This is a genomic window from Pseudomonas sp. LLC-1 (assembly GCF_002992185.1).
Taxonomy (GTDB): domain Bacteria; phylum Pseudomonadota; class Gammaproteobacteria; order Pseudomonadales; family Pseudomonadaceae; genus Aquipseudomonas; species Aquipseudomonas monteilii.
The window spans coordinates 285,811-307,574 of record NZ_LUVY01000017.1; the positions used below are offsets into that span (position 1 = coordinate 285,811).

Below are 21,764 nucleotides of genomic sequence, written 5' to 3' on the forward strand. Positions count from 1 at the left end.
CCCGATCTACCCCTCTATCTTCAGCACTCATTTCTCACTTCAGAGATTCACAAATGAGTGTATTCACCGCCTATTTCTGCGGCACCGGCTCCCACCGCTTCGACGACGCCAACCCCGATTTCTGGAACGGCGAACTGGTCTCGACCCTGGCCAGCAACGATCAGGGCCGCGAATTCGCCCACTGGATCGCCGTCGACGGTCCCGGCAGCGGTAACCTTCAGGATGACAACCTGTTCGTCGAACCCGGCGGCTATTTCAACTGGACCGGCCAGTTGTTTGGCCGTGGTTGGGAAGAAAACGTCAACCATGTGTTGCAGGTGATCAAAGGCGAAAGTAACTGGCAGCGCACCCGATTGAGCGAAGAAGGGTACGAGCGACTGAAAGACGCTGGCGTACCTATCCCGGATGCTTGCGCCACGGCCTCCTGGTTCTGGCGTACCTACGAGTACGGTGACCGCCATCCGACACCGCAGGAACTGCAAGCGCGCATCATCAGCATGTTCCGCAAACCGCGCCTTCCGCTTCAGGTCAACCTGGTGGGCTGGAGCCGGGGAGGGATCAGTTGCCACATGCTGGCCAACGCCATGGCGCAAGACCCGGTGCTGCGGGACATACCGGTGAACATATTTGCCATCGACCCGGTACCCGGGATTGGCAATGTGCAAACCGAACGCACCACACTGGCGGCAAACGTGCGTGAATATATCGGCTTCTATTCGCGGGATGAGCGTTCCAAAGGGTTTGCCTGCGTGATCCCGTCCGTGGACAGCAGTACGCAGATCTGCATTTATCCGATGCCGGGTCGCCATGCCACGCTGGTGGGCAACGCGTCGGCCGATGGTGCGAGCGGCGGCGAGGCGCTCAAGGAACCCGGGCTGGTCGTTCGTCATTTCGCTGAAGTCTGCCTTTCCCGCTGGGGTGTTGCGCTGGACAAGCGACTGGCCTTGAGCGATAGGCAGCTCATGGAGTATCACCGGGCGATGACCGCTGCCGAAAGGCAGTACCACGCCATGCGCAGCGAGTCTTACACGGTGCTGACCGAGGGTGAGCGAGATGATCGGCTGGTGCATTGCGGCGAGGCTTGCACGCACTTCAGCAAGGTGTGCGGTGATGACTATGATCCGACCGAAGGCCTGGCTTTGACGCGTTGGGACGCGACTACCTACAAGGCGCTGCGGTAGCCGATGCGGGCGGCCGGATCAGCGGAAAAATATTTTGCATGGCCCCTCTATCCAACCGCCCCGGGTTCGATTGAAAATGGCGCCGCGGGCCAGCCCCGATAACAACAACCTTCCCTCCGTGACATCATGTCTGAATATAACCCTTGCCTTGACTGCGGCGCCTGCTGCGGGTACTTCCGTGTGTCCTTCTTCTGGGGCGAATGCCAGTCTGCCGGGGGCCTCGTGCCAGACGACCTGGTGGTGCAGATCAACCCCACCCGCGTTGCCATGATCGGCACCGATGCCAAGCCATGCCGCTGTGTCAGCCTTGAAGGCGAGATCGGCAAAGAGGTGGCTTGTACCATTTATGCCAACCGTTCCAGCCCTTGTCGCGAGTTCGAGGCGTCGTGGGAGGGTGGGGTGCACAACCCCAGCTGTGACGACGCGCGGGCGGCGTATGGGCTGCCGCCGCTAACGCCGCCAGGGGCGAATGAACCGCATTGGCCGGATGATGGGGCTGAGGTGGCCTGATCGGCTGCATCGGCCCCCTGACAGCGTTCGGGGCCGCTTTGCGGCCCATCGCGACACAAGACTGCTGCTGCAATTGACCGCGTAAACCCGAGGGATCACCCTTGGGCAAACGCCGTCAGCTTCTCGCCATCCAGCCGGTAGCGCACCCACTCATCCTGCGCCTCGGCACCGAGCTTCTCATAGAAGCCTATCGCCGGCTCGTTCCAGTCCAGCACGCTCCATTCCAGGCGGCCACAGTTGTTTGCCACCGCTTCGCGGGCAATGTGCCGCAGCAGTTGCCGCCCGGCACCGTCGCCTCGCTGCTCAGGCGTCACGTACAGGTCTTCCAGGTAAATGCCGTTGCGCCCGAGCCAGGTCGAATAGCTGTAGAAGTACACGGCAAAGCCGACTGCCTGGCCATCGCGCTCGCACATGAGGCTGTGCACCGTGCTGCCCTCGCCAAACAGGCTGTGCTCGATGTCGGCGAGGGTGGCAACCACCTCGTGGCGGGCGCGTTCGTATTCGGCCAGCTCGGTGATAAAGGCCAGAATCTGCCCGGCATCGGAACGAACGGCAGGGCGAATGGTGAGGCTCATGGTAACGGCTTCCTTGATCCGGGTTTGCAGTACAGTGATGTGTATTCACAAAATTTAATGCAACTGTACAGGTCGCAGGGAAGGGCGACTCCGCTAGTGTGACAGCACCTATAACGAAAGTGGAATGCCCGCCATGCTTGCCTCTGCCGACCTGCTGACCGCCTTCGTGCTGTTTGCCTTCGTGTCTTCCATCACCCCTGGCCCCAACAACACCATGTTGCTGGCCTCGGGGGTGAATTTTGGTGTGCGCCGCTCTATCCCTCACGCCTTGGGCATAAGCGTCGGCTTCATGGTGATGGTGCTGGCAGTCGGCCTGGGCCTGGGTGAGGTGTTCAAGGCCTGGCCGCCGCTGTACACGGTGCTGCGCTACACCGGCGCCGCCTACCTGCTTTACCTTGCCTGGAAAATCGCCACCTCCGGGCCGGTCGGCACGGCCTCGTCCAGCGCCCGGAAACCGCTGGGTTTCTGGGGGGCGGCGGCGTTCCAGTGGGTCAACCCCAAGGCCTGGGTAATGGCAGTGGGGGCGATCACCACCTACACACCTGCGCAAGGCTATGTGACGAACGTGATTGTGATCGCGGCGTTGTTCGCCTTGGTCAACCTGCCCAGCGTCGGCGTGTGGGTGATGTTTGGCAGCGCCTTGCGCACTCTGTTGCAGAACCCCCGCTGGCTGATGCTGTTCAATGTCCTGATGGCCTTGTTGCTGGTGATTTCACTGTACCCGCTGCTGTTTGTAGAATCAGCGTTTTCGTAGCCCCGCGAGTACAGCAAACCGATGCAGTTGATTCCCTGGTCCCACGAATGCTCCGAAGGTTTCACCCTGCGTGGCTGGCGAACCCCGGCCAGTGGCAAGCCGCTGCTGCATTTCTTGCACGGCAACGGTTTTTGTTGCCTGGCCTACCAGCCATTGCTGATGGGCCTTGGCGAGCATTTCGACCTGTGGCTTTGCGACGTTCAGGGGCATGGCGACAGCGATCACGGCGGGGTGTTTCGGGGGTGGAACCGTACAGCCGAGCTGGCAGTGGAAGCTTTTCAGGCCGGGCGTGGGGAGTATGGCGATATTCCCCGGTTTGCCGTGGGCCACAGCTTTGGTGGCGTGCTCACCGGGCTGATCCTGGCCAGTGAGCCGCAACTGTTTGCCCGTGCGGTGCTGCTTGACCCGGTACTGTTCAGCCGACGCATGATCGGTGTGATGGGGGCGGCTGCTCTGGTTGGCCTGCACCAACGCCATGCCCTGGCGCGCAAGGCTGCCAGCCGCCGTAGCCACTGGCCCGATCGCGAGGCAGCTATGGCCTCGCTGAAAGGGCGGGGCATTTTCAAGGGCTGGGCCGATGCGGCGCTGCTGGCCTATGTCGAACATGCCATCGGCGATTGCGGTGATGCCGTGGTACTCAAGTGCCGGCCTAGCCGGGAAGTGGAAATTTTCAGTTCGTTCCCCAAGCGCATGTGGGCAAACCTGGCCGCAATCAGCACGCCGACGCGGGTGTTGTATGGCGAGCAGACTTATCCCTTCGTGCCGCACTCAGTGAACCGTCTGGCGGCGCTCAACCGCAGCGTGACTGCACAGCAAGTTGCGGGTGGGCATTGTTTCATGCAGGAAGATCCGGCTGCGGCGGCTCAGCAGGTGCTCGCCTTCTTGCAGGGCTAACTGTTCCATGCATGGAACGATGCATGCCAATTCAGCTGGCTACCGCCTGATTGTCATCATTGATAAGGTTAACTCAGCCAAGAGAGGAGCCTTCTCATGAAACAGATTCTGGGTATCCACCGCAGCCCGCACGCCCATTGGGTGGGTGACGGCTTCCCGGTGCGCAGCCTGTTCACCTACGACAACCTGGCCAGTCGAATCAGCCCATTCCTGCTGCTGGACTACGCCGGTCCCCATGACTTCCCCCCCACCAACGCACGGCGCGGCGTTGGCCAGCACCCGCACCGCGGCTTCGAGACGGTCACCATCGTCTACCAGGGCGAGCTGGAGCACCGTGACTCCACGGGCGCTGGCGGCCTGATCGGCCCTGGCGACGTGCAGTGGATGACCGCAGCCAACGGCATCATCCATGAAGAGTTCCATTCCCCGGGCTTTGCCCGCAGTGGCGGTACGCTGGAGATGGTGCAGCTGTGGGTCAACCTGCCGGCGCGAGACAAGCGTGCAGCGGCCGGTTACCAGACGTTGCTGGCGCAGGACATCCCTGAAGTCACGCTGGACGGCGAGGGCGGTAGCTTACGGGTAATTGCCGGTAGCTACCGTGGGCATGCCGGCCCTGCGCGGACGTTTACCCGCATGGATGTATGGGACCTGCGGCTGAACGCCGGTGTAGCCCTGCAACTGCCGGTGGCCGCCGGGTGCAACGCGGCGCTGGTGGTGTTGCGCGGTAGCGTGCAGGTCAACGGTGAGCGCGAAGCCGGGCCATCAAGCCTGGTGCTGCTGGACCGGGGTGGCGAGGATGTAACGGTTGAAGCGCTGGAAGGTGCCAGCGTGCTGCTGCTCAGTGGCGAGCCTATCGATGAGCCGATCGTCGGTTATGGCCCGTTCGTGATGAACAGCCAGGCGGAAATCGCCGAGTCGTTCGACGATTTCCATGCCGGGCGGTTTGGGCAGATGCAGGATGAACGTGGTGGTGCGGCGCACTGAGCGGTAGCCCGCCATACTGAACGCTGCCAAGACCACTCGTCGCCAAGTGTGCGATTGCGACCGAACACACGGCCCCTGCTGGCAATCTTCCACTAAGGTGCTAAAGGATTCCCCGCATCATCATTGCCCCGGCGCATGGACGCCTGTCTGGGCATGCGCAATATCAATTGGCGCCCCGCCTCACAAAGGCGTAATTCCACACAACAGGCCATCCCACAGAGAGGGTCGTACCATGTCGTTGATTGGAGTTTCGATGCTAGAGATGCGGCAGTTGATCGAGCAGGCCTGCTTGCCTGATCGCTGTGAAGTCAGCTGCCTGGATGGCACCAACCTGACCATCCGCCTGGGTCAGGGTCAGAGTCTCGACGAGGGCGTGACCCTGAGCGGGGTCCCGCTGCAAAGCCTCAACAGCTGCCGTGACCTGGTCCACCTGGTGGGGCAGCTGCACGCGCTGCGTGACAGCCACCCGGTGCCACTCAAGGCCATTGCCTGAGTGAGCCAATGTTATACCCGGCCGGCTTGAGCTGGCCGGGTGTATTTGCGTTATCCGGCCTATTGCAGTTCCAGCAACAGGTTCAAACCACCATCCCCGCACTTGCCTTGGTCACGTACGACACCGTGGTAACTGCGCCCGTCCCAAACGAACGCCACGCTGTGGGCTCGGTCGACCTTGTCGGGCAGTGGCGGACAAATGTGCAAACGCAACGCTGGCCGGCCCTGCAGGTTGAGCGCGGCGAGTTGGCACTGGCACTCCACGCTTTGCGCCACCGGGCCAAACAGGGTGTCGCGCACGTAATCGAGTTGCAGCGAGGCATTGGGCGCACGACCGGGCATTTTCATGAGCGCGCGGCTGATGAGTCGTGTGTGGGCATCGGGCAAGGTAAGTACGGCATGGCAGGCTCCTGGGTGTGAGAACGCGGCTTATCGTTTGAAGCTTGCCAGACCAAGATGTTCAACGTGTTTCATGCACGTTCATCGTGTTTGTGTCAGCCACCGGCCTTGCGCAAGGTGAGGTTGATCCGCCGCTCGCCCATGCGCGGATGCACGCCGGGCTTGATGGGTTGCACCCCGTGAAAGCGCAAGCGGTCTTCGCCGCCCCAGATCAACACATCGCCATGGCTCAGTGGTATGCGCTGGGTCTTGTCGGCGCGTTGCAAGCCCCCAAGCAGGAACACGGCCGGTAACCCCAGCGACAACGACACGATCGGCTGGCCGAAGTCCTGCTCGTTACGGTCCTGGTGCAGGCTCAGGCGGGTGCCGGGCAGATAATGGTTGACCAGGCAGGCGTCGGGGACAAAACCCTCGAAACCGGCCATTGCCGCAGCGCGGGCGGCCAGGTTCAGTATCACCGGGGGCAAGGCGGGCCAGGGCTTGCCGCTGAGCGGGTCGGTGGCGCTGTAGCGATAGCCGTGTTCATCACTTACCCAACCCAGTGCGCCGCAATTGGTCAAGGCGACGGCCATGTGCAGGCCTCCCGGTGTGCGCATGTGCCGGAACGGCGCGGCGCGCAGTACCGGGCGCAAAGCGTCCAGCAGGGGTTCGATTTCGCCCAGCGCGAAGCCGGGCAGCAGCACGGTATGGCTGGCCAGGCGTTGTGGCTGAGGGCCGAACAGGTCGAGGTCGGACTGGATCATGGCACTGCACAGGTTCAAGGGTTACGGCATTGTATCCCGGCATGTGCAATCGAGAAAAAGGAACCGCGGCACCAGGGAGAGGAGCACCGCGGTTCAAGGGGGGGAGTCGTTTACTTCTGGGTCACGGTGGCCAGGTTCGCGCTGCCCAGTTGGGTGATGGTGGCGGTTTGGGCGATACCGCTCTGGTCGACGTACGCCTTGTTGCCCTGGCCTCCCTGGGTCACGTAGGCGACGTTGATGCTGTCAGTCTGCTTGATGGTGGCTTCGTTGCCGCTACCGTACAGCTGGTTGGTGTAGCTCTGGTTGCTGTACCCGGACTGGTCCAGCGTGATGGTGTTGCCAGTACCCTGGCTGTTGCCGTAGGCGTAGTTGTCGGTACCGCGCTGGTCGGCGATCAGGATGTTGTCCGTGCCGTTCTGCTCGAAATACAGCTCGTTGTTGCTGTCGGCCTGCTTGGTCTGCATCTGGTTGCCTTTACCCGTCTGGGACAGCGTGGCCAGCTGGTCAGATCCGTTCTGGGTCAGGTTGACGCCGTTGCCGTTACCGTTCTGGTTGATGGTGGCGTTCTGATTGGTGCCGAACTGGCCGCCCATCTTGGCGCCTTTCCAGTTGCTGGCGGTGATGCTGTTGCCATTGCCTTTGGTATTGATGGTGAGGTTGAGGTTTTCACCATTCTGATAGGTGAAATGCAGGTTGTTGTTGCCCGTCTGGGTGATGGTGGTGGTCGAGTTGTTGGTCTCGAACTGGTCCGACCAACTGGCGTTGGCGTTGCCTTGCTGCGACAGGCTGACCTTGTTGTTCATGCCAAAGCTCTGGTCGATATAGCCTTCGTTGGACTGGCCGGTCTGGACCACGGAAGCCTGGCTGCCAATCTGGGTGTCCTGCCACACTTCAACCGAGTTGCCGCCACCGTACTGGCCAATGCCAATGGTGCCTCCGGTACCTTCGCGTTGGTCGCCGTAAGCCCAGTTGTCGTGGCCATCCTGGTAGACCTGGATGTCGCCGTCCACATGGTTCAGGTGCTCGGCGGCGGCGTAGTTGTCCTGGCCGGTCTGGTTGACGGTACTGCGGTTGTTGCTGCCACCGAAGGTCTGTTCGATGAAGGCCTCGTTGCGCTGGCCGGATTGCCAGGTGGTGGCTTTGCTGCCTTCCTGGCTGTCCTGCCACACGGTGGATTTGTTACCGACACCTTGCTGGGTTTGCAGCGATTCGTTGTTCAGCCCTACAGACTGGCTGGCGAACGCATCGTTATAGCTGCCTGCGGCTTGCTGTTTGATCTGGCTGCCATTTTCGAACAACTGCTCGGCATAGCCCGCGTTGTACTGGCCGGTAGCACTCTGCTGGATATCACTGGTGCTTTCGGTTTGCACGGCCAGGTGATTGTGGCCCTTGCCGGTCTGGTTCTGGGTGGCCGAAGCGAAGGACGCCTGGGTCTGGCTGACTTCGGCGATGTTTTCCTTGCCGTCCTGGGTCTGGGACGAGGTGCTGTCAGCAGCCATGGCCTGACCAGCGAGGGCCAGGACGATAGCGGCACTTAACGGAGCGAGCTTGTACATGGTGGTGCCTCCAGGTCTATCGGTATTGGGTGATCTGAACATGCTGGCCATTGCCGGTCTGGGTCACGGAGCTGTTGAGGCCCGAGCCGGACTGCACGATGCTGGCGCTGTTGTCGTTGCCGATCTGCTCGATGGCTGCGCTGTTGCTGCTGCCGCTCTGGCGGATCGATGCGCTGTTGCCATTTCCCTGTTGGCTGATGCTGGCCATCAGGTCACTGCCTTCCTGCAAGATGTACGCTTCCTGCGCACCGCCGGCCTGGACGATGCGGCCCAGCAGGGCCTGGCCGTTCTGGTCGAGGGCGGCGCGGTTGCCCGACCCTTGCTGCTCGATCACCGCAGCCTGACCGGCACCGACCGGTAGCAGGCGGATGATCACCGGGTCGCCGAGGTCGTTGCCGGGCGCAAGGTCGGCATTGTCCATCAGGTCGTCGGCCCAGCTGGCCTGGCCCACGAGGGCCAGGCTGAGCAGCAGTGGATACAGGCGTTTCATGGCGTTTCCCCGCCTTTACTGCACAACCACGTTGACGGTGCGGGTAGTACCCGGGCTGGTGGTGATGGTTGCCGTCGGCGCGGCGGTCGGGACTATCGTGGTGCTGTTGCTGACGGCCAGGCGCCAGCGGCCATTAACCGGCACTGTGGCGGTACCCAGCGTCTGCACCCCGGTGGTGGTGGTGACCCGGACCGTGACAACGTTGCCCGTGGTAACCGATGAGGTACCGCTGATATCCCAGTTGTAACGGTTGTTGGAGCGTGCCGTGACGGTGGCTGCCGTGACCGTGAAGGTTTCGGCGGCTGGCCGTGGCGACACGTTGACGGTGACCGTACCCGGGGTGGACAGCGCCCCCAGCGAGTCACGTGCCTGGTAGGTGAAGGTGGTGGTGAAGGCTGCGGTTACCGTGGCGGGTGGGGTGTAGGTCACCGTGGTGCCATCGGTGCTGACGGTGCCTCGGCCTGCCGCCGGTTGGGTGACGGCCGCAACAGCCAACGGCACGTTGCCTTCCGGATCGGTGTCGTTGGCCAGCACGTTGATGGTCAAAGGCACGCCCAGGGTGGCGACGGTTTCCGGGTTGGCGGTTGGTGCCCGGTTCGGTGCAACGTTGATGGTGACCGTGGCCGGTTCCGACTTCAGGCCCTTGGCGTCCACCGCGCGGTAGCTGAAGGTGGCCACCAGTGGTTGCGTAGCCCCGGCTGGCGGGGTGTAGGTGACCGAGGTGGTACCGTTGAGCACCACGCCGCCAAGGCCGGTGCCTGGTTGGGTGAGGTCGCTGATGGTCAGCGGCACGTTGCCGTCCGGGTCGCTGTCGTTTTGCAGCAGGTTAAGGGTGATGGGCACACCGACACTGGTGCTGCCGACATCGGCCTGGGCCAGCGGCGGCTGGTTGGCCGCTTCAACCGGTGCGTTGCCGACCACGATCACCGGTTCTACATCGCTGCCCCCGTGGGCGGACTTGACCGTAACGGTGGCCGGCGGTTGCGCCACGTCGTTGACCGTGATGCTTTGCAGCGTGCCTGCTTTCGACATGCGGCCGTAGCCTTGGGCGAGCATGTCGGGGATGACGACCTCGTCACTGGACCTGGCCTCGATCAGCAGGCGTTTGTTGGCCCAGTCATAGCGTGCAGTGCTGACCTTGACCACGTCGGTCAGCTTGCTCGACAGCGCGGTCGGCTGGGTGCCGCCAGCACTGTTGCTGGCGGTAACCACCACCACCGCAGGCGGTACGGCCTGGCTAAGTTGCTGGCTGAAGAACAGGCCGTTGTTGTCCGCCGTCAGGTTGAACTGGCAAGGCGAAGGGGGCGTGCCGATCAAGGCCAGGCCATTGCGCATGCACAGGCTGGCCTCTCTCGGGGCCTTGGCGAACACTTCTACCCGGGTGCCGCCACCGTTGCGCGAGTAGGTGGCTCGCTCCAGCGTGACCGGCGTTTGCGCGCGTTGGTCCAGCACCTTGCCCGAAACGGTGAACAGTGCGGTCTCGATGCGCCCGGGCGGGCCGTCGATGCGGATGAAGTTGGTGTTGAACGGGCTGCCGACCACGGCTTCCGGGCGATTCGGATCGCCGATGAACGTTTCAGTGGCGCCGGTATCCGGGTTGACCTCGGTATAAGGCCCGCCAACCCCGCGCAACCATGGCCCGAGTGCACCGTTGAGTGCCCCGGTGAAGTTGCCCGGTGCGCCGATGCCGATGTCGCGGGTGATGTTGATCGCCCGCCGGCCTGGCGTGGTGACGTTGACCGTTTCCACACCATAGGGGTGGGTAATGGTGTAGGTACCGGCGCGTGGCACCGAGACGCGGATACGAATGCGGGCGAAGCTCTGCTGGTCGCCGTCTACCGGGTTTTCGGCGGCAAAGGCCGCTTCCAGGCCGGCAACGTAGGCATCCAGTTCATAGCCGCTGTTGCCGACTGCCGGGATGGTGGCCTCGGCCAGGAACCAGAACATCTCTGGCGGCCAGTTGTCGGGGAACACCAACGGCAATGCATCGTCGTAGATGCCAGGCTCTGGCAGCAGGGTACACATGTAGGACGGCGCGGCGGGGGTGCCGGGTACCCGGGTGCTGGTGGCACGCGACTGGCACAGCTCCAGCGACTGGTTGAGGCTGTCCTTGTACCACATGGGGTAGCCGCCCGTGGCAAAAGTGTAGGGCCCCGGGTCGACTTCAGACAGCGCAGCGAAGGCGGCGCTGGTAACGGTGAGGGAAAAACCGGCGGCGAACAGCGCACGGCGCGACCAAGTGTTCATGCGGCCTCCTTGAAGGCTGAGCCTTTGTCTGTTCATGGCACCAGCACCACGTCTTCGGTGTCGCTACCGCCATTGGCACTGGTGACCTGCACCTTGGCCGGCGGGATGGGCGAGAGGGTCATGCTCAACGTTTTCACGGCGCCGGTGCCGCCAAGGTTGCCGATCAACGTGCCGTTGCCGGTGTGTGCGGTAAGCACTGGCGGGGTGGTTTCGTCGCTGGTACTGGCCACCAGGGTCAGTTCGCCCGTGGACAGGCGGTATTGGGCCTGGGTAATGGTTACCAGGTCGGTCAGCGGCACGTTGCGGGTGGTCAGGCTGCTGGTCGGGATCGCCACGCTGTTGTCGGCGGTCAGCGTCAGGATGCTGCCTGCCGCCGGGTTGAGGGCCGACTGCGCATACCAGGCGCCGGTGCCGTTGGCCTCGGTGAGGTTCAGGCTGGGTGTTTGACTGGTCAGGGTGACGCTGGCCGGTGGTGGCGGGGCCATCACGAAGATGTCTTGCTGGGCGCGCAGGTTGCCGTTTTCGGTGTGCCGCGAATAGGTACTGCGCTGTGGCATCAGCGGGGTTGGCAGGGCGACGGTCGAGAGCTTGCCGGATATCGAGAACAGCTCGGTACGCAGGTCGATGCCACCGGGGCCTTCGATGCGTACGAAGTTGGTGTTGAACGGGCTGCCGGTTACCCGTTCATCCAGGTTCGGGTCACCGATGAAGCGCTCGCTGCCTTCGGTGTAGGGGCCGTTGACACTGCGCAGGAACGGCCCGACATCGCCCTTGAGCGCGCCGGTAAAATCGCCTGCGCCGGCAATGCCGATGTCGCGGGTCATGTTGATCGCCCGGCGCCCGGCGGCGGGCACGTCGAACACTTCGACGCCGTAGGGGTGGGTGACCACGTAGGTGCCAGCGGTAGGTACATCGACCCGGATGCGCACCCGGGCGAAGCTGACCTGGTCACCCTCGACCGGCTCTTCGGCGGCGAATGCCGCTTCGATCGCGGTACCGTAGCTGAGGTCGATGCCGCGGGCGGCGTCGACGATGGCGGCGTCTGCAGTGAACCAGAACGCTTCGTCAGGGAAGTTGGTGGGGAAGACGATGGGTTGCGTATCGTCGAACACGCCCGGCGTGGGCAGCAGCGTACACATGTACGCCGGTGCGCCGGGCGCGCCGGCAACCCTGGAGCTGACCGCCTTGGTCAGGCACAGGTCGAGGGTACGACCGTGACTGTCCTGGTACCAGGCAGGGAAGCCGCCGTTGGCGGGGACGTAGGCGCCTGGATCGACAGCGTTCAGGGCAGCCTGTGCCGGGAGCTGGAGCATGCCGGCGAAAATCGCCACTGCCAGCGGGTGGGGTATCGGTCGGTGCATGAGTCTATTCCTCCTGCAAACGGGCCCATGGACTTGGGGCGTCTGGGAGGAGATCGGCAAGAGCTGTGCCAAAAGCTGGAAAGTGCCTTGCAGGCCTTGCGGCACAAGGGATCCAGTTTTAAACCAGGGCCTTTCACACATCGTTGATGGTGGGCACCGTTCCCCCAGAGTTGGGGATTGGGGCAGGCCCTCGCGACCCAACAGTTGTGCCAGGCTCCAGATACTCCTAATATTGATAACAATTCTTATTTGATGCATGCGTCATGCTTGTCCGCAATGGAGTGCCGTGCCCCGATGCCCCCATCACCCCCACCTTCAGACGTCGGCAGCCTCTACCACCTGCACCACGGCTGGGTCCGCAACCTGTTCCGTCACAAGCTAGGCAATGCGCACGACGCCGCTGAACTGGCTCATGACGTTTTCCTACGCTTGCTCAGCAAACCCCGCACCTTTGCCAGTGACGCTGACGCCAAGGCCTTTCTGGGTGCGATGTCACGCAACATGTGCGTCGACTTCTGGCGCCGCCGTCGGGTGGAGCAGGCGTGGCTGGAAGTAATGGCTGAGCGCCCCGAAGCCTTCCAGCCCAGTGAGGAGCACCGGGCCTTGATGCTGGAAACCCTGTTACAGGTGCAGGCCATGCTCGAACGACTGCCCGCGACCGTGGCCGAGGCGTTCGTCCTGGCCCAGGTGCATGGCCTGGGTTACCGCGCCATTGCCGAACAATTAGGGGTAAGCGAGCGGACCGTGACCAGTTACATGGCGAAGGCCATGTTCCACTGTGCAGTGCTTGAGGCTGAGCTGGCCGGGTTGAAGGTGCTGTGAGTATTCAGGCCTTGGACCACCGCGTGTTGCAGCAGGCCGCCGACTGGTATGCGCGCCTGGCCGGGCACCCAGGCGACCTGGCGCTGCGAATGGCTTTGGAGCAATGGCTGGTGACGGATGAGGCACATCGTCAGGCCTGGGCTTTCGTCGAGCGGGTCAGCGAGCGTTTTGCACCGTTGCAGCCAGAAGCTGACAGCGCCAGTAACGTGCTGAAGCAGATACGCCATGGTGATCAATCGCGGCGAGCCATGCTGCGCGGCGTATTGACCGTAAGCGGTGTCGGTGTGCTTGGCTGGCTAGGCTGGCAAGGTGGGCTGCGTCAATCCTGGCTGGCCTCGCAGGCCAACCTGCACACTGCCATCGGCCAGGTCGAGGAGCGCCTGCTTTCCGATGGGACGCGCCTGTGGCTGAACAGTGGCAGTGCCGTCGATGTGCGTTTCGATGCCCGGCACCGCGCGCTTTACCTGTACCGTGGCGAAGTACTGATCGTTACCGCTGCCGATGCGCGGCCGTTGCAGGTGCATACCCGCCAAGGCAGCCTGCAGCCTTTGGGCACGCGCTTCAGTGTGTTGCAGGATGACGGCCGCACGCAGCTGTCGGTATTTGCCGGCGAAGTTCTGGCACGCTGCGCCGAATCCGGCTTACAGCAGCGCGTAATAGCGGGCCGGGCGGTCAGCTTCGACAGCCAGCGCTTTACCGACCAGCACGAGGCCGCAGCAATGCGCGAAAGCTGGCGGGAAGGTGTACTGCTGGCGCGTGATACCGACCTGCGCAGCCTGGTGGCCGAGCTGGCACGTTACCGCCCCGGCTACATGGGCGTCGCACCCGAGGTGGCTGATTTGCGCATCATGGGTTCCTACCCGCTGCACGACACCGACCAAGCCCTGGAAATGCTGGCGCACACGCTCCCGGTACGCATCGAGCGGCGCCTGCCGTGGTGGGTGAGTGTGGAGCCTGTCGACTGAGCCCTGAAAAAAGTTTTTCTGGCAGCTTCCGGATTTTCTGCGTCATCCGATTACTCCCGGAACCCACTGCCCAGTGATCCTTCAAGGACTTCTCGATGCTGCCTGTTCACCGTATTCAACCCCTTGCCCTGGCCCTGGCGCTCAGCACGCCGTTCACTGTCACGCTTACCCGTGTTGCCCAGGCCAGCCAGACCGACCAGGCGCAAGCCTTCAACCTGGCCGCCGGCCCACTGGACATGCGCCTGACCGAATTTGCCGCGCAGTCCGGGCTTTATCTGAGTGCCGAGCCGCATCTGCTCAGCGGCAAGCGCAGCCAGGCGCTGCAAGGCCGGTATTCTGCCGAGCAGGCCTTGCAGGTTTTGCTGGCCGGCAGTGGCCTTAACGCTGTGGCCATGGGCAATGGCCGCTACCTGGTACAGCCAGCGGCGGCGGCGGGCACGCTTGAACTGGGTGCTACCACCATTGGCGCCAGCCTGAATGAGCCGGCTACCGAAGGCAGTGGCTCGTACACGACGCCTGTTGCCACCATTGGCAAAGGTGTCAAGCGCATCAAGGACATCCCGCAAGCGGTCAGTGTGCTTACCCGCCAGCGCATGGACGAGCAGGACATCACCAGCGTGACCGATGCGCTGGCCAACTCGCCGGGCATTACCGTGGTGCCTTCCTTTACCGGCAGCCAGTTCTATTCCCGAGGGTTTTTCATCAACAGCTTCCAGTACGACGGTGTGCCACTGGAGCGCCAGCTCTATGCCCGAGGTTCCAGTTTTACCGGGCAGACCGCAATCCTGGACCGCGTGGAGATACTGCGTGGCCCGCAAGGCCTGCTGGAAGGTGGCGGCGACCCGTCAGGTGCAGTGAACCTGGTGCGCAAGCGTCCGACGACCGAGGCGCAAACGCACCTCAGTGCCAAGGCCGGCTCGTGGGATCACTACGCCATGCAGGTTGACACCAGCGCGCCGCTGGATGCGCAAGGGCGCCTGCGTGGCCGGCTGGTGATGGACTACGACACCACCCAGTCGTTCGTCGATTACGTGCAGAGCGACAACCAGACCCTGTATGCCGCCCTGGACTACGACCTCACAGACAGTACGCTGCTGGGTCTGGGCTATAGTCACGAACGGGTCGATGCCACGCCGTACATGATGGGTATCCCCAACTACAGCAACGGCAGCATGCCCCATGTAGGCCGTTCCACCTATTTGGGCGCGCGCTGGGACAACTGGGACAAGACCCAGGACACCTACTACCTCGACCTGACCCAGCGCCTGCCCGGTGACTGGACCCTCAAGGGCAGCCTGGTGACCATTCGCGAGTTCAACGACTTCAAGTACCTGCAGCGTCGGGGGCGCATGGGGCCTGGTTATACCCTGGCGGGCGACGCCTATGCCTTCGACTATTTCTCCGAACACTGGGGCGGTGACCTGAATGCCAGTGGTGATGTAACACTGTTCGGCCGACGCCTTGGCCTCACTGTTGGTGGCAATTACTCGCGACTCAAGAGCAATGACATCTGGGGTGCCCGCTACAACTACGTCACGCCGATCAATATCTTTGATTACACCCCGAGCGCAGTCGAGCCCAGAGACGACTCGATCTATGCCGCCAACCAGTGGCTCGACGGCTACACCTCCACGCAGAAGGGGCTGTATGGCGTTGCCGACTACCAGCTGACCGACCGTTTGCAGTTGATTGTGGGCGGGCGGGTATCCACCTTCCGCACCGTCTTCGATTCCGACGGGCCATGGGGTGTCACCCGAAGCACAGCACAAACGCATGGCAAGGTCACACCCTATGCCGGGTTGGTCTATGCCCTGGATGAGCAGTGGAATGCCTACGCCAGCTATACCGAAATTTTCAAGCCGCAGACGCAACGCACTGCCCAGGGGAACCTGCTGGATGCCCGCACTGGGCACAGCTACGAAATCGGCCTGAAAGGCGAACTGGCCGATGGCCGTGTCAACACCACGCTGGCGCTGTACCGCATGGAGCAGGACAACATCCCGCTGCCAGATGCCAGCGTCGGTTCGGACATTGCCGCACGCTGCGGTGGCACCTGCTACAGGCCGGCGGGCACCGTGCGTAGCCAGGGCCTTGAGGCCGAGATCAGCGGCGAGGTACTGACTGGCCTGCAACTGTCTGCCGCCTACACCCTCAACCTGCTCAAATACCTGGATGAAGAGCCTGCCGTAGCCGGCAACATCACGGGCAACACCGAAACGCCCAAACACATCTTCCGGGCCTGGGCCAACTACCGGTTGCCTGCCGCTTGGCGACAGGTCACGGTGGGCACTGGGGTGAATGCCCAGAGCCACGCGGCAGGGTACGGTTATTACGGGCGCGAGCAGGGCGGTTATGCGGTATGGGATGCCCGCCTGGGCTACGACGTGGATGAGCATTTGAGCGTGGCGGTCAACTTCAATAACCTGTTTGACCGGCGCTACTACCGGGCAATCGACTACGACCACAACTTCTTTGGTGACCCGCGCAATGTGTTGCTGAGTGTTGATTACCGGTTGTAAACGGTGGTCCATTCAAGTAGTTGGGGCCGCTTTGCGACCCATCGCCGGCAAGCCAGGCTCCCACAGGTACAGCGCAGTGTTTGAGGTTGCACAGGTCCTGTGGGAGCCTGGCTTGCCGGCGATGGGCTGCAAAGCAGCCCCAAAATCCTTGATTGACAGGCATTATTGCTCAAGCCTTTCCACCTTTTCACGCCGAGCCAAGCCATGCAGCCCCTCGACCACCTGTCCCTGAACCTGTTCATCGTCGTTTGCGAGGAAGGCACCATCGCCCGCGCCGGCGAGCGTGCTTTCATGGCGCCGTCCGCCGTCAGCAAACGCATTTCGGACATCGAGGCGCGCTTTGGCACCGCCTTGCTCAAACGCAGCAAACGCGGCGTAGAGCCCACCCCGGCGGGGCTGGCCCTGTTGCGACATGCCCGGGAAATGACCCGCGCCATGGAGCGCCTGGACAGCGAACTTAGCGAATACGCCGAAGGTGCACGTGGCCATGTGCGGGTACTGGCAAACGTGTCCTCGATCATGGAGTTCCTGCCCGAAGAACTCTCGGCGTTCATGCTGGAAAACCCGCTGATCCAGGCTGACATCGAAGAGCGCTTCAGCCCCGACGTGGTGCGCGGTGTGGCGGAGGGCAATGCGGACCTGGGGATTTGCCGCAAGTCCATGGCGGTGGGGGACCTGGAGTTCGTGCCTTACCGACAGGACCACCTGGCGGTGGTGGTGGGCGCCGAACACCCCTTGGCCGGGCGCAGCCAGGTTGCCTTCGAAGAGACGCTGGCCTACGAACACCTGGGCCTGTCGGCGTTCGCCACCTTGAACAGCTTCATGCGCAAGAGTGCAGAACAGGCCGGCCGGGAGCTGCGCTTTCGTTCGTATGTGTCTTCGTTCGACGCTGCGTATCGCTTGGTGCAATTCGGCCTGGGCCTGGCGGTGTTCCCGCAGGAGGCCGTGGCCCGCTATGCAGCGCTGTTCGACCTGCGGGTGATTCCGCTGACCGACGACTGGGCGCTGGGCGAATTCGTCATCTGCATGCGCGACAGGCACACGCTGTCGCTGTCTGCGCGGCGCCTGCTCGACCACCTGTTACTGCGCGCACCGGCCTTGATCCATCGTGGCTGACGATGGATCAGCCCGTGAAACACGTCTTTTCTGCTTGTCATGCAGCTCTTAGTCTGGCGCAACGCTTCAGACAGAGAGACCGTGATGACAACAATAACAATCAACGAAGTCGGCATGCGCGATGGCTTGCAGAGCCTGAAGACAATCATGCCGACGGCCGCCAAGCGCCGCTGGATCGACGCCGCCTACGCCGCTGGCGTGCGCCACATGGAAGTCGCCTCGTTTGTGCCGGCGCGCTTGCTGCCACAAATGGCCGATGCCCGCGAAGTGGTGGCCCATGCCCTCACATACCCGGGCTTGCACGTCACCGTGCTGGCCCCGAACCTGCGTGGTGCCCGGGACGCGCTTGAGTCCGGCGCCCACCGAATCGTCGCCCCGGTATCGGTCAGCAAGGCGCACAGCCTGGCCAACGTGCGGCGCACACCCATGGAAATGGTCGAGGAACTGCGGCGCATGTGCCAGCTGCGTACCGAAATGGGCCTGCATGAGGTGCAGGTCATGGCGGGCATGTCAGTGGCCTTTGGCTGCACCCGCCAGGGTGAAGTGCCGCTGGCCGACCTCTGCGCACTGACCCGCCACGTGCTCGAAGCCGGTAGTGACCTGGTCTCGTTAGGTGACACCACGGGCTACGCCAACCCGGGCCAGGTGACAACGGTGCTGCAGGCTGTGCGTGCGCTTGCCGGTGATCGTCTAAAGGCTGCGCATTTCCATGACACCCGTGGCCTGGCCCTGGCCAACAGTCTGGTTGCGGTGCAACAGGGCATCCGCGAGCTGGACGCCTCGCTGGCTGGCCTGGGGGGCTGCCCGTTTGCCCCTGGCGCGTCTGGTAATACCGTCACCGAAGACCTGGTGTTCATGCTGCAGAGCATGGGCTACGACACGGGTATCGACCTGTCTGCGCTGATCGAGTCGCGCCGGGTACTGAGTGAAGCGCTGCCGGACGAGCCACTTTACGGTTGTATTGCCCGCGCCGGATTGCCGCTCGACTTCGCCAATGCAGCCCACCACGCCTGACCCGCACACACGAGGAATATCACGATGTCCAGACTTCCCTTGGACGGCATTCGTGTCGTCGAGATTTCGCACATGGTCATGGGCCCGACCTGCGGCATGATCCTCGGTGACCTTGGCGCCGAAGTGATCAAGATCGAACCGGTGCGTGGTGACGGCACGCGCCGGCTGCTGGGTGCAGGGGCGGGTTTTTTCCGCACGTTCAACCGCAACAAGCAATGCATCGCCGTCGACGTCGAAACGCGTGAGGGCCGTGAGGCCGTGCTGCAGCTGATCGACACCGCCGATGTGTTCATCGAGAACTTCAAGCCCGGGCGCATGCGCAAGCTGGGCCTGGACTACGCCGCGCTTCGCCAGCGTAACCCTCGGTTGATCTACGCCTCGCACAAGGGCTTCCTCAGCGGGCCCTATGACAACCGCCTGGCGCTGGACGAGGTGGTGCAGATGATGGCCGGCCTGGCCTACATGACCGGGCCAGTGGGCCGCCCGCTGCGCGCGGGCAGCTCGGTGAACGACATCATGGGCGGCATGTTCGGTGCCATCGGCGTGCTGGCCGCGCTCAACGAGCGCCACACCACCGGCACCGGCCGCGAAGTACAAAGCGCCCTGTACGAGAACTGCGTGCTGCTGGCCGCCCAGCATATGCAGCAGTACGTGGTCACTGGCGAGGCAGCGGCGCCGATGCCCAATCGTATCAGTGCCTGGGCCATCTATGACGTGTTCACGTTCGCCGGTGGCGAGCAGATGTTTGTCGCCGCCACCGGTGAAGGGCAGTGGCATGCGCTGTGCCAGCTGCTGGGGCAGACGGCCTTGCTGGATGACCCTGCGCTGGCCAGCAATAACGACCGCGTGTTGCAACGGCCGCGCTTGCTCGCACACCTGGCCGAGTTATTCGCACCGCTGAACGCCGGGCAATTGGCACTGCAGCTGGAAGCCAATGGCATTCCCTTCGCCCCCATCCGCCGCCCGGAAGAATTGTTCGATGACCCACACCTGCAACAGAGCGGCGGCATGGCCGACTTGCAACTGGAAGACGGCAGCCACACGCCGATGCCGTTGCTGCCGCTGTCGCTGGACGGCCAGCGCCTGCAACCGCGCCGAGCAATTGCGCGGATTGGCGAGCATACCCGGCAGGTGATGCGCGACCTGGGCTATAGCGATGCACACATTGCCGAGCTGTGCGCGGCGGGTGTGTTGAAAACCGACGACGCGGCGTGAGGAGGGCTTGAGATGGCGATCTATCAATACGACACCCTTGCGCCCAGCCTGCACCCGGAAACCTACGTTGCCGAGGATGCCAGCGTGATCGGGGACGTTACCCTCGAACAAGGTGTCAGCATATGGCCACAGGCCGTGCTGCGCGGAGACAACGAACCCATCCGGATTGGCCAGCACAGCAATGTACAGGAAGGCGCGGTGCTGCATGCCGACCCGGGCTTTGCGCTGACCGTGGGGCAGGGCGTCACCATCGGCCACCAGGCCATGCTGCATGGCTGCACCATTGGTGATGGGGCGCTGATTGGCATCCAGGCGGTAGTGCTCAACGGCGCGGTCATCGGCAATAACTGCCTGGTCGGTGCTGGCGCAATCGTCACCGAGGGCAAGGTGTTTCCGGACAACTCGTTGATCCTGGGGGCGCCGGCCAAGCTGGTGCGCGAACTGACACCGGACGCCATCGCCGCCATGCGGCGCAACGCCACCGAATACGTCGGCAAAGGCCAGGCCTTCAAGGAAAAACTGATCCGCATCCGCTGAAAACCTGCAAGTGGCGCCCGCCGAGGCGCTGCTGCTCTCCAATAATTACAAGAATGGAGATCCACCATGGTTGCCATGACCGGCGAACTGGCGCGTGAGCGCACCGACAGCCACATCAACGAACTGCTGCTTTACCGCCGTGTGGCCTGGCGCATCATGCCGCTGGCCATCATCTGCTTCCTGTTCTCGTACTTCGACCGTATCAACATCAGTTTCGCCAAAGCCCAGATGCAGCAGGAACTGGGCCTGAGCGATGCAGCCTATGGCCTGGCCGCGAGCATGTTCTTCGTCGGCTATGTATTGTTCGAGGTGCCCAGCAGCCTGGGCCTGAAACGCTACGGTGCGCCGGCCTGGATCTGCCGGATCATGGTGTCGTGGGGCCTGGCCACGGCTGCACTGGTGTTTGCCTATACCCAATACACCCTGTACTTCCTGCGCTTTCTGATCGGGGTGATGGAGGCCGGTTTCGGCCCGGCGATCCTGTTCTACCTGGCGTGTTGGTTCCCCCGCAAACACCTGGCAAAGATGAATGGCTTGTGGTTCCTTGCCGTGCCGCTGGCCGGCGCAGTGGGTGGCCCGGCAGCGGGCTTTTTGCTGGGGACAATGGACGGCGTGCTGGGCCTGGCCGGTTGGCACTGGCTGTTCCTGATGTCTGGCCTGCCGTGCGTGGTGCTGGGCCTGCTGGTGTTGTGGAAGCTGGACCGCGACATCGACGCGGCGAAATGGTTGAGCCGTGAAGAAAAAGACGTGTTGAAGGAAAACCTGGCTCAGGACAAACGCACCGAAAAACCCATCCTCGGCTCGATCTGGCGGGTACTGCTGACCCGTGAAGTCGCGATCATGGCGTTCATCTACTACGTGGTCAAAACCGCGTCCTATGGCCTTAACTTCTGGATGCCACACCTGATCAAGTCATCGGGCGTGCAGGACATGCTCTGGGTCGGTGTGTTGTCGGCGTTACCCTATGCGGTGGCCTGTATCGGTATGGTGCTGCTGACCCGGCGCTCCGACCGTACCGGTGAACGCAAGCGCTATCTGGTGTACTGCCTGCTTGCAGCGGCCATCGGCTATCTGCTGGCGTGCCTGTTTTCCGACTCGTCATTGGCGATGATGGCTGCACTGGTGCTGGCCACCGCAGGCACCTTTATCGCCATCCCGATCTTCTGGACCATTCCCCAGTCGACCTTCTCGGGGCTTGCGATCGCTACAGGCACCGCTGCGATCAACTCGGTGGGGCAACTGAGCGGCATTGTCGCACCGGTGATGGTGGGCAAGATCAATGACCTTACCGGCAGCACCTACATGGGCATGCTGTCGATCGCCCCGCTGATCCTGATCGCCTGCCTGGTGGTGATGCGCTATGTGCGCAACCCCAAAAGCTGATTGGCGC

Annotated in this window: 21 protein-coding genes; 14 read left to right on the forward strand and 7 right to left on the reverse strand. The window is 62.9% G+C overall.

What is annotated here, in order from left to right; all coding sequences use genetic code 11:
• Positions 1-53: 53 nt before the first annotated feature.
• A complete protein-coding gene (locus A0O30_RS19750) occupies positions 54-1,181 on the forward strand; it encodes a hypothetical protein (protein ID WP_105947640.1) in 1,128 nt (375 codons plus the stop codon).
• A gap of 126 nt (positions 1,182-1,307) precedes the next feature.
• Positions 1,308-1,691 carry a YkgJ family cysteine cluster protein gene (locus A0O30_RS19755; protein ID WP_025753817.1) on the forward strand — a complete coding sequence of 128 codons (384 nt, stop codon included), beginning with the start codon at positions 1,308-1,310 and terminating at the stop codon, positions 1,689-1,691.
• Between the two features lie 95 nt (positions 1,692-1,786).
• Here the strand turns inward: A0O30_RS19755 and A0O30_RS19760 are convergent, their stop codons facing one another.
• Positions 1,787-2,266, reverse strand: coding sequence for a GNAT family N-acetyltransferase (locus A0O30_RS19760; protein WP_105947641.1), 480 nt, complete (start codon positions 2,264-2,266; stop codon positions 1,787-1,789).
• A gap of 124 nt (positions 2,267-2,390) precedes the next feature.
• Here A0O30_RS19760 and A0O30_RS19765 point away from each other — a divergent pair, with 124 nt between their 5' ends.
• From A0O30_RS19765 to A0O30_RS19780, 4 genes are all read left to right on the forward strand, one after another.
• Positions 2,391-3,020, forward strand: coding sequence for a LysE family translocator (locus A0O30_RS19765; RefSeq protein WP_177410297.1), 630 nt, complete (start codon positions 2,391-2,393; stop codon positions 3,018-3,020).
• A gap of 21 nt (positions 3,021-3,041) precedes the next feature.
• Positions 3,042-3,914, forward strand: a complete 873-nt coding sequence (locus A0O30_RS19770) for an alpha/beta fold hydrolase (protein ID WP_105947642.1) — start codon at positions 3,042-3,044, stop codon at positions 3,912-3,914.
• 96 nt (positions 3,915-4,010) lie between these two features.
• Entirely contained in the window at positions 4,011-4,898 is an 888-nt protein-coding gene (locus A0O30_RS19775; RefSeq protein ID WP_105947643.1) for a pirin family protein, read from the forward strand.
• A gap of 232 nt (positions 4,899-5,130) precedes the next feature.
• Positions 5,131-5,391 (forward strand): DUF1652 domain-containing protein, encoded by a 261-nt coding sequence (locus A0O30_RS19780; protein ID WP_016714039.1) that lies wholly within the window; start codon positions 5,131-5,133, stop codon positions 5,389-5,391.
• Positions 5,392-5,450: 59 nt separating this feature from the next.
• On the opposite strand, the gene A0O30_RS19785 is transcribed toward A0O30_RS19780, so the two are convergent.
• From A0O30_RS19785 to A0O30_RS19810, 6 genes are all read right to left on the reverse strand, one after another.
• Positions 5,451-5,738 carry a hypothetical protein gene (locus A0O30_RS19785; protein WP_016714040.1) on the reverse strand — a complete coding sequence of 96 codons (288 nt, stop codon included), beginning with the start codon at positions 5,736-5,738 and terminating at the stop codon, positions 5,451-5,453.
• Positions 5,739-5,884: 146 nt separating this feature from the next.
• Positions 5,885-6,532 carry a DNA oxidative demethylase AlkB gene (alkB, locus tag A0O30_RS19790; protein ID WP_105947676.1) on the reverse strand — a complete coding sequence of 216 codons (648 nt, stop codon included), beginning with the start codon at positions 6,530-6,532 and terminating at the stop codon, positions 5,885-5,887.
• A gap of 110 nt (positions 6,533-6,642) precedes the next feature.
• Complete coding sequence (locus tag A0O30_RS19795; protein ID WP_105947644.1) at positions 6,643-8,088, reverse strand: curlin; 1,446 nt, start codon at positions 8,086-8,088, stop codon at positions 6,643-6,645.
• Positions 8,089-8,104: 16 nt separating this feature from the next.
• Positions 8,105-8,578, reverse strand: a complete 474-nt coding sequence (locus tag A0O30_RS19800) for a curlin (RefSeq protein WP_105947645.1) — start codon at positions 8,576-8,578, stop codon at positions 8,105-8,107.
• Between the two features lie 15 nt (positions 8,579-8,593).
• On the reverse strand, positions 8,594-10,825 hold the full coding sequence (locus A0O30_RS19805) for an Ig-like domain-containing protein (protein ID WP_105947646.1): 2,232 nt from the start codon (positions 10,823-10,825) through the stop codon (positions 8,594-8,596).
• A gap of 32 nt (positions 10,826-10,857) precedes the next feature.
• The gene (locus A0O30_RS19810) at positions 10,858-12,186 is read right to left on the reverse strand and encodes a hypothetical protein (protein WP_105947647.1); all 1,329 of its coding nucleotides are present in this window, start codon (positions 12,184-12,186) and stop codon (positions 10,858-10,860) included.
• A 294-nt stretch (positions 12,187-12,480) separates the two neighbouring features.
• Between A0O30_RS19810 and A0O30_RS19815 the strand changes: the two genes are divergently transcribed.
• The 8 genes from A0O30_RS19815 to A0O30_RS19850 all read left to right on the forward strand — a co-directional run bounded on the left by A0O30_RS19815 (position 12,481) and on the right by A0O30_RS19850 (position 21,757).
• On the forward strand, positions 12,481-13,008 hold the full coding sequence (locus tag A0O30_RS19815; RefSeq protein WP_105947648.1) for a sigma-70 family RNA polymerase sigma factor: 528 nt from the start codon (positions 12,481-12,483) through the stop codon (positions 13,006-13,008).
• Complete coding sequence (locus A0O30_RS19820) at positions 13,005-13,973, forward strand: FecR domain-containing protein (protein ID WP_256589726.1); 969 nt, start codon at positions 13,005-13,007, stop codon at positions 13,971-13,973. The genes A0O30_RS19815 and A0O30_RS19820 overlap by 4 nt, the downstream gene beginning before the upstream one ends.
• A 95-nt stretch (positions 13,974-14,068) precedes the next feature.
• Entirely contained in the window at positions 14,069-16,492 is a 2,424-nt protein-coding gene (locus tag A0O30_RS19825; protein WP_105947649.1) for a TonB-dependent siderophore receptor, read from the forward strand.
• 204 nt (positions 16,493-16,696) lie between these two features.
• Entirely contained in the window at positions 16,697-17,608 is a 912-nt protein-coding gene (locus A0O30_RS19830; protein ID WP_105947677.1) for a LysR family transcriptional regulator, read from the forward strand.
• A gap of 84 nt (positions 17,609-17,692) precedes the next feature.
• Positions 17,693-18,622 (forward strand): hydroxymethylglutaryl-CoA lyase, encoded by a 930-nt coding sequence (locus A0O30_RS19835; RefSeq protein WP_105947650.1) that lies wholly within the window; start codon positions 17,693-17,695, stop codon positions 18,620-18,622.
• Between the two features lie 24 nt (positions 18,623-18,646).
• Positions 18,647-19,837, forward strand: a complete 1,191-nt coding sequence (locus tag A0O30_RS19840) for a CaiB/BaiF CoA-transferase family protein (RefSeq protein ID WP_105947651.1) — start codon at positions 18,647-18,649, stop codon at positions 19,835-19,837.
• Positions 19,838-19,849: 12 nt separating this feature from the next.
• Positions 19,850-20,374, forward strand: coding sequence for a gamma carbonic anhydrase family protein (locus A0O30_RS19845; protein WP_105947652.1), 525 nt, complete (start codon positions 19,850-19,852; stop codon positions 20,372-20,374).
• Between the two features lie 66 nt (positions 20,375-20,440).
• Entirely contained in the window at positions 20,441-21,757 is a 1,317-nt protein-coding gene (locus A0O30_RS19850; protein WP_105947653.1) for an MFS transporter, read from the forward strand.
• Positions 21,758-21,764 lie beyond the last annotated feature (7 nt).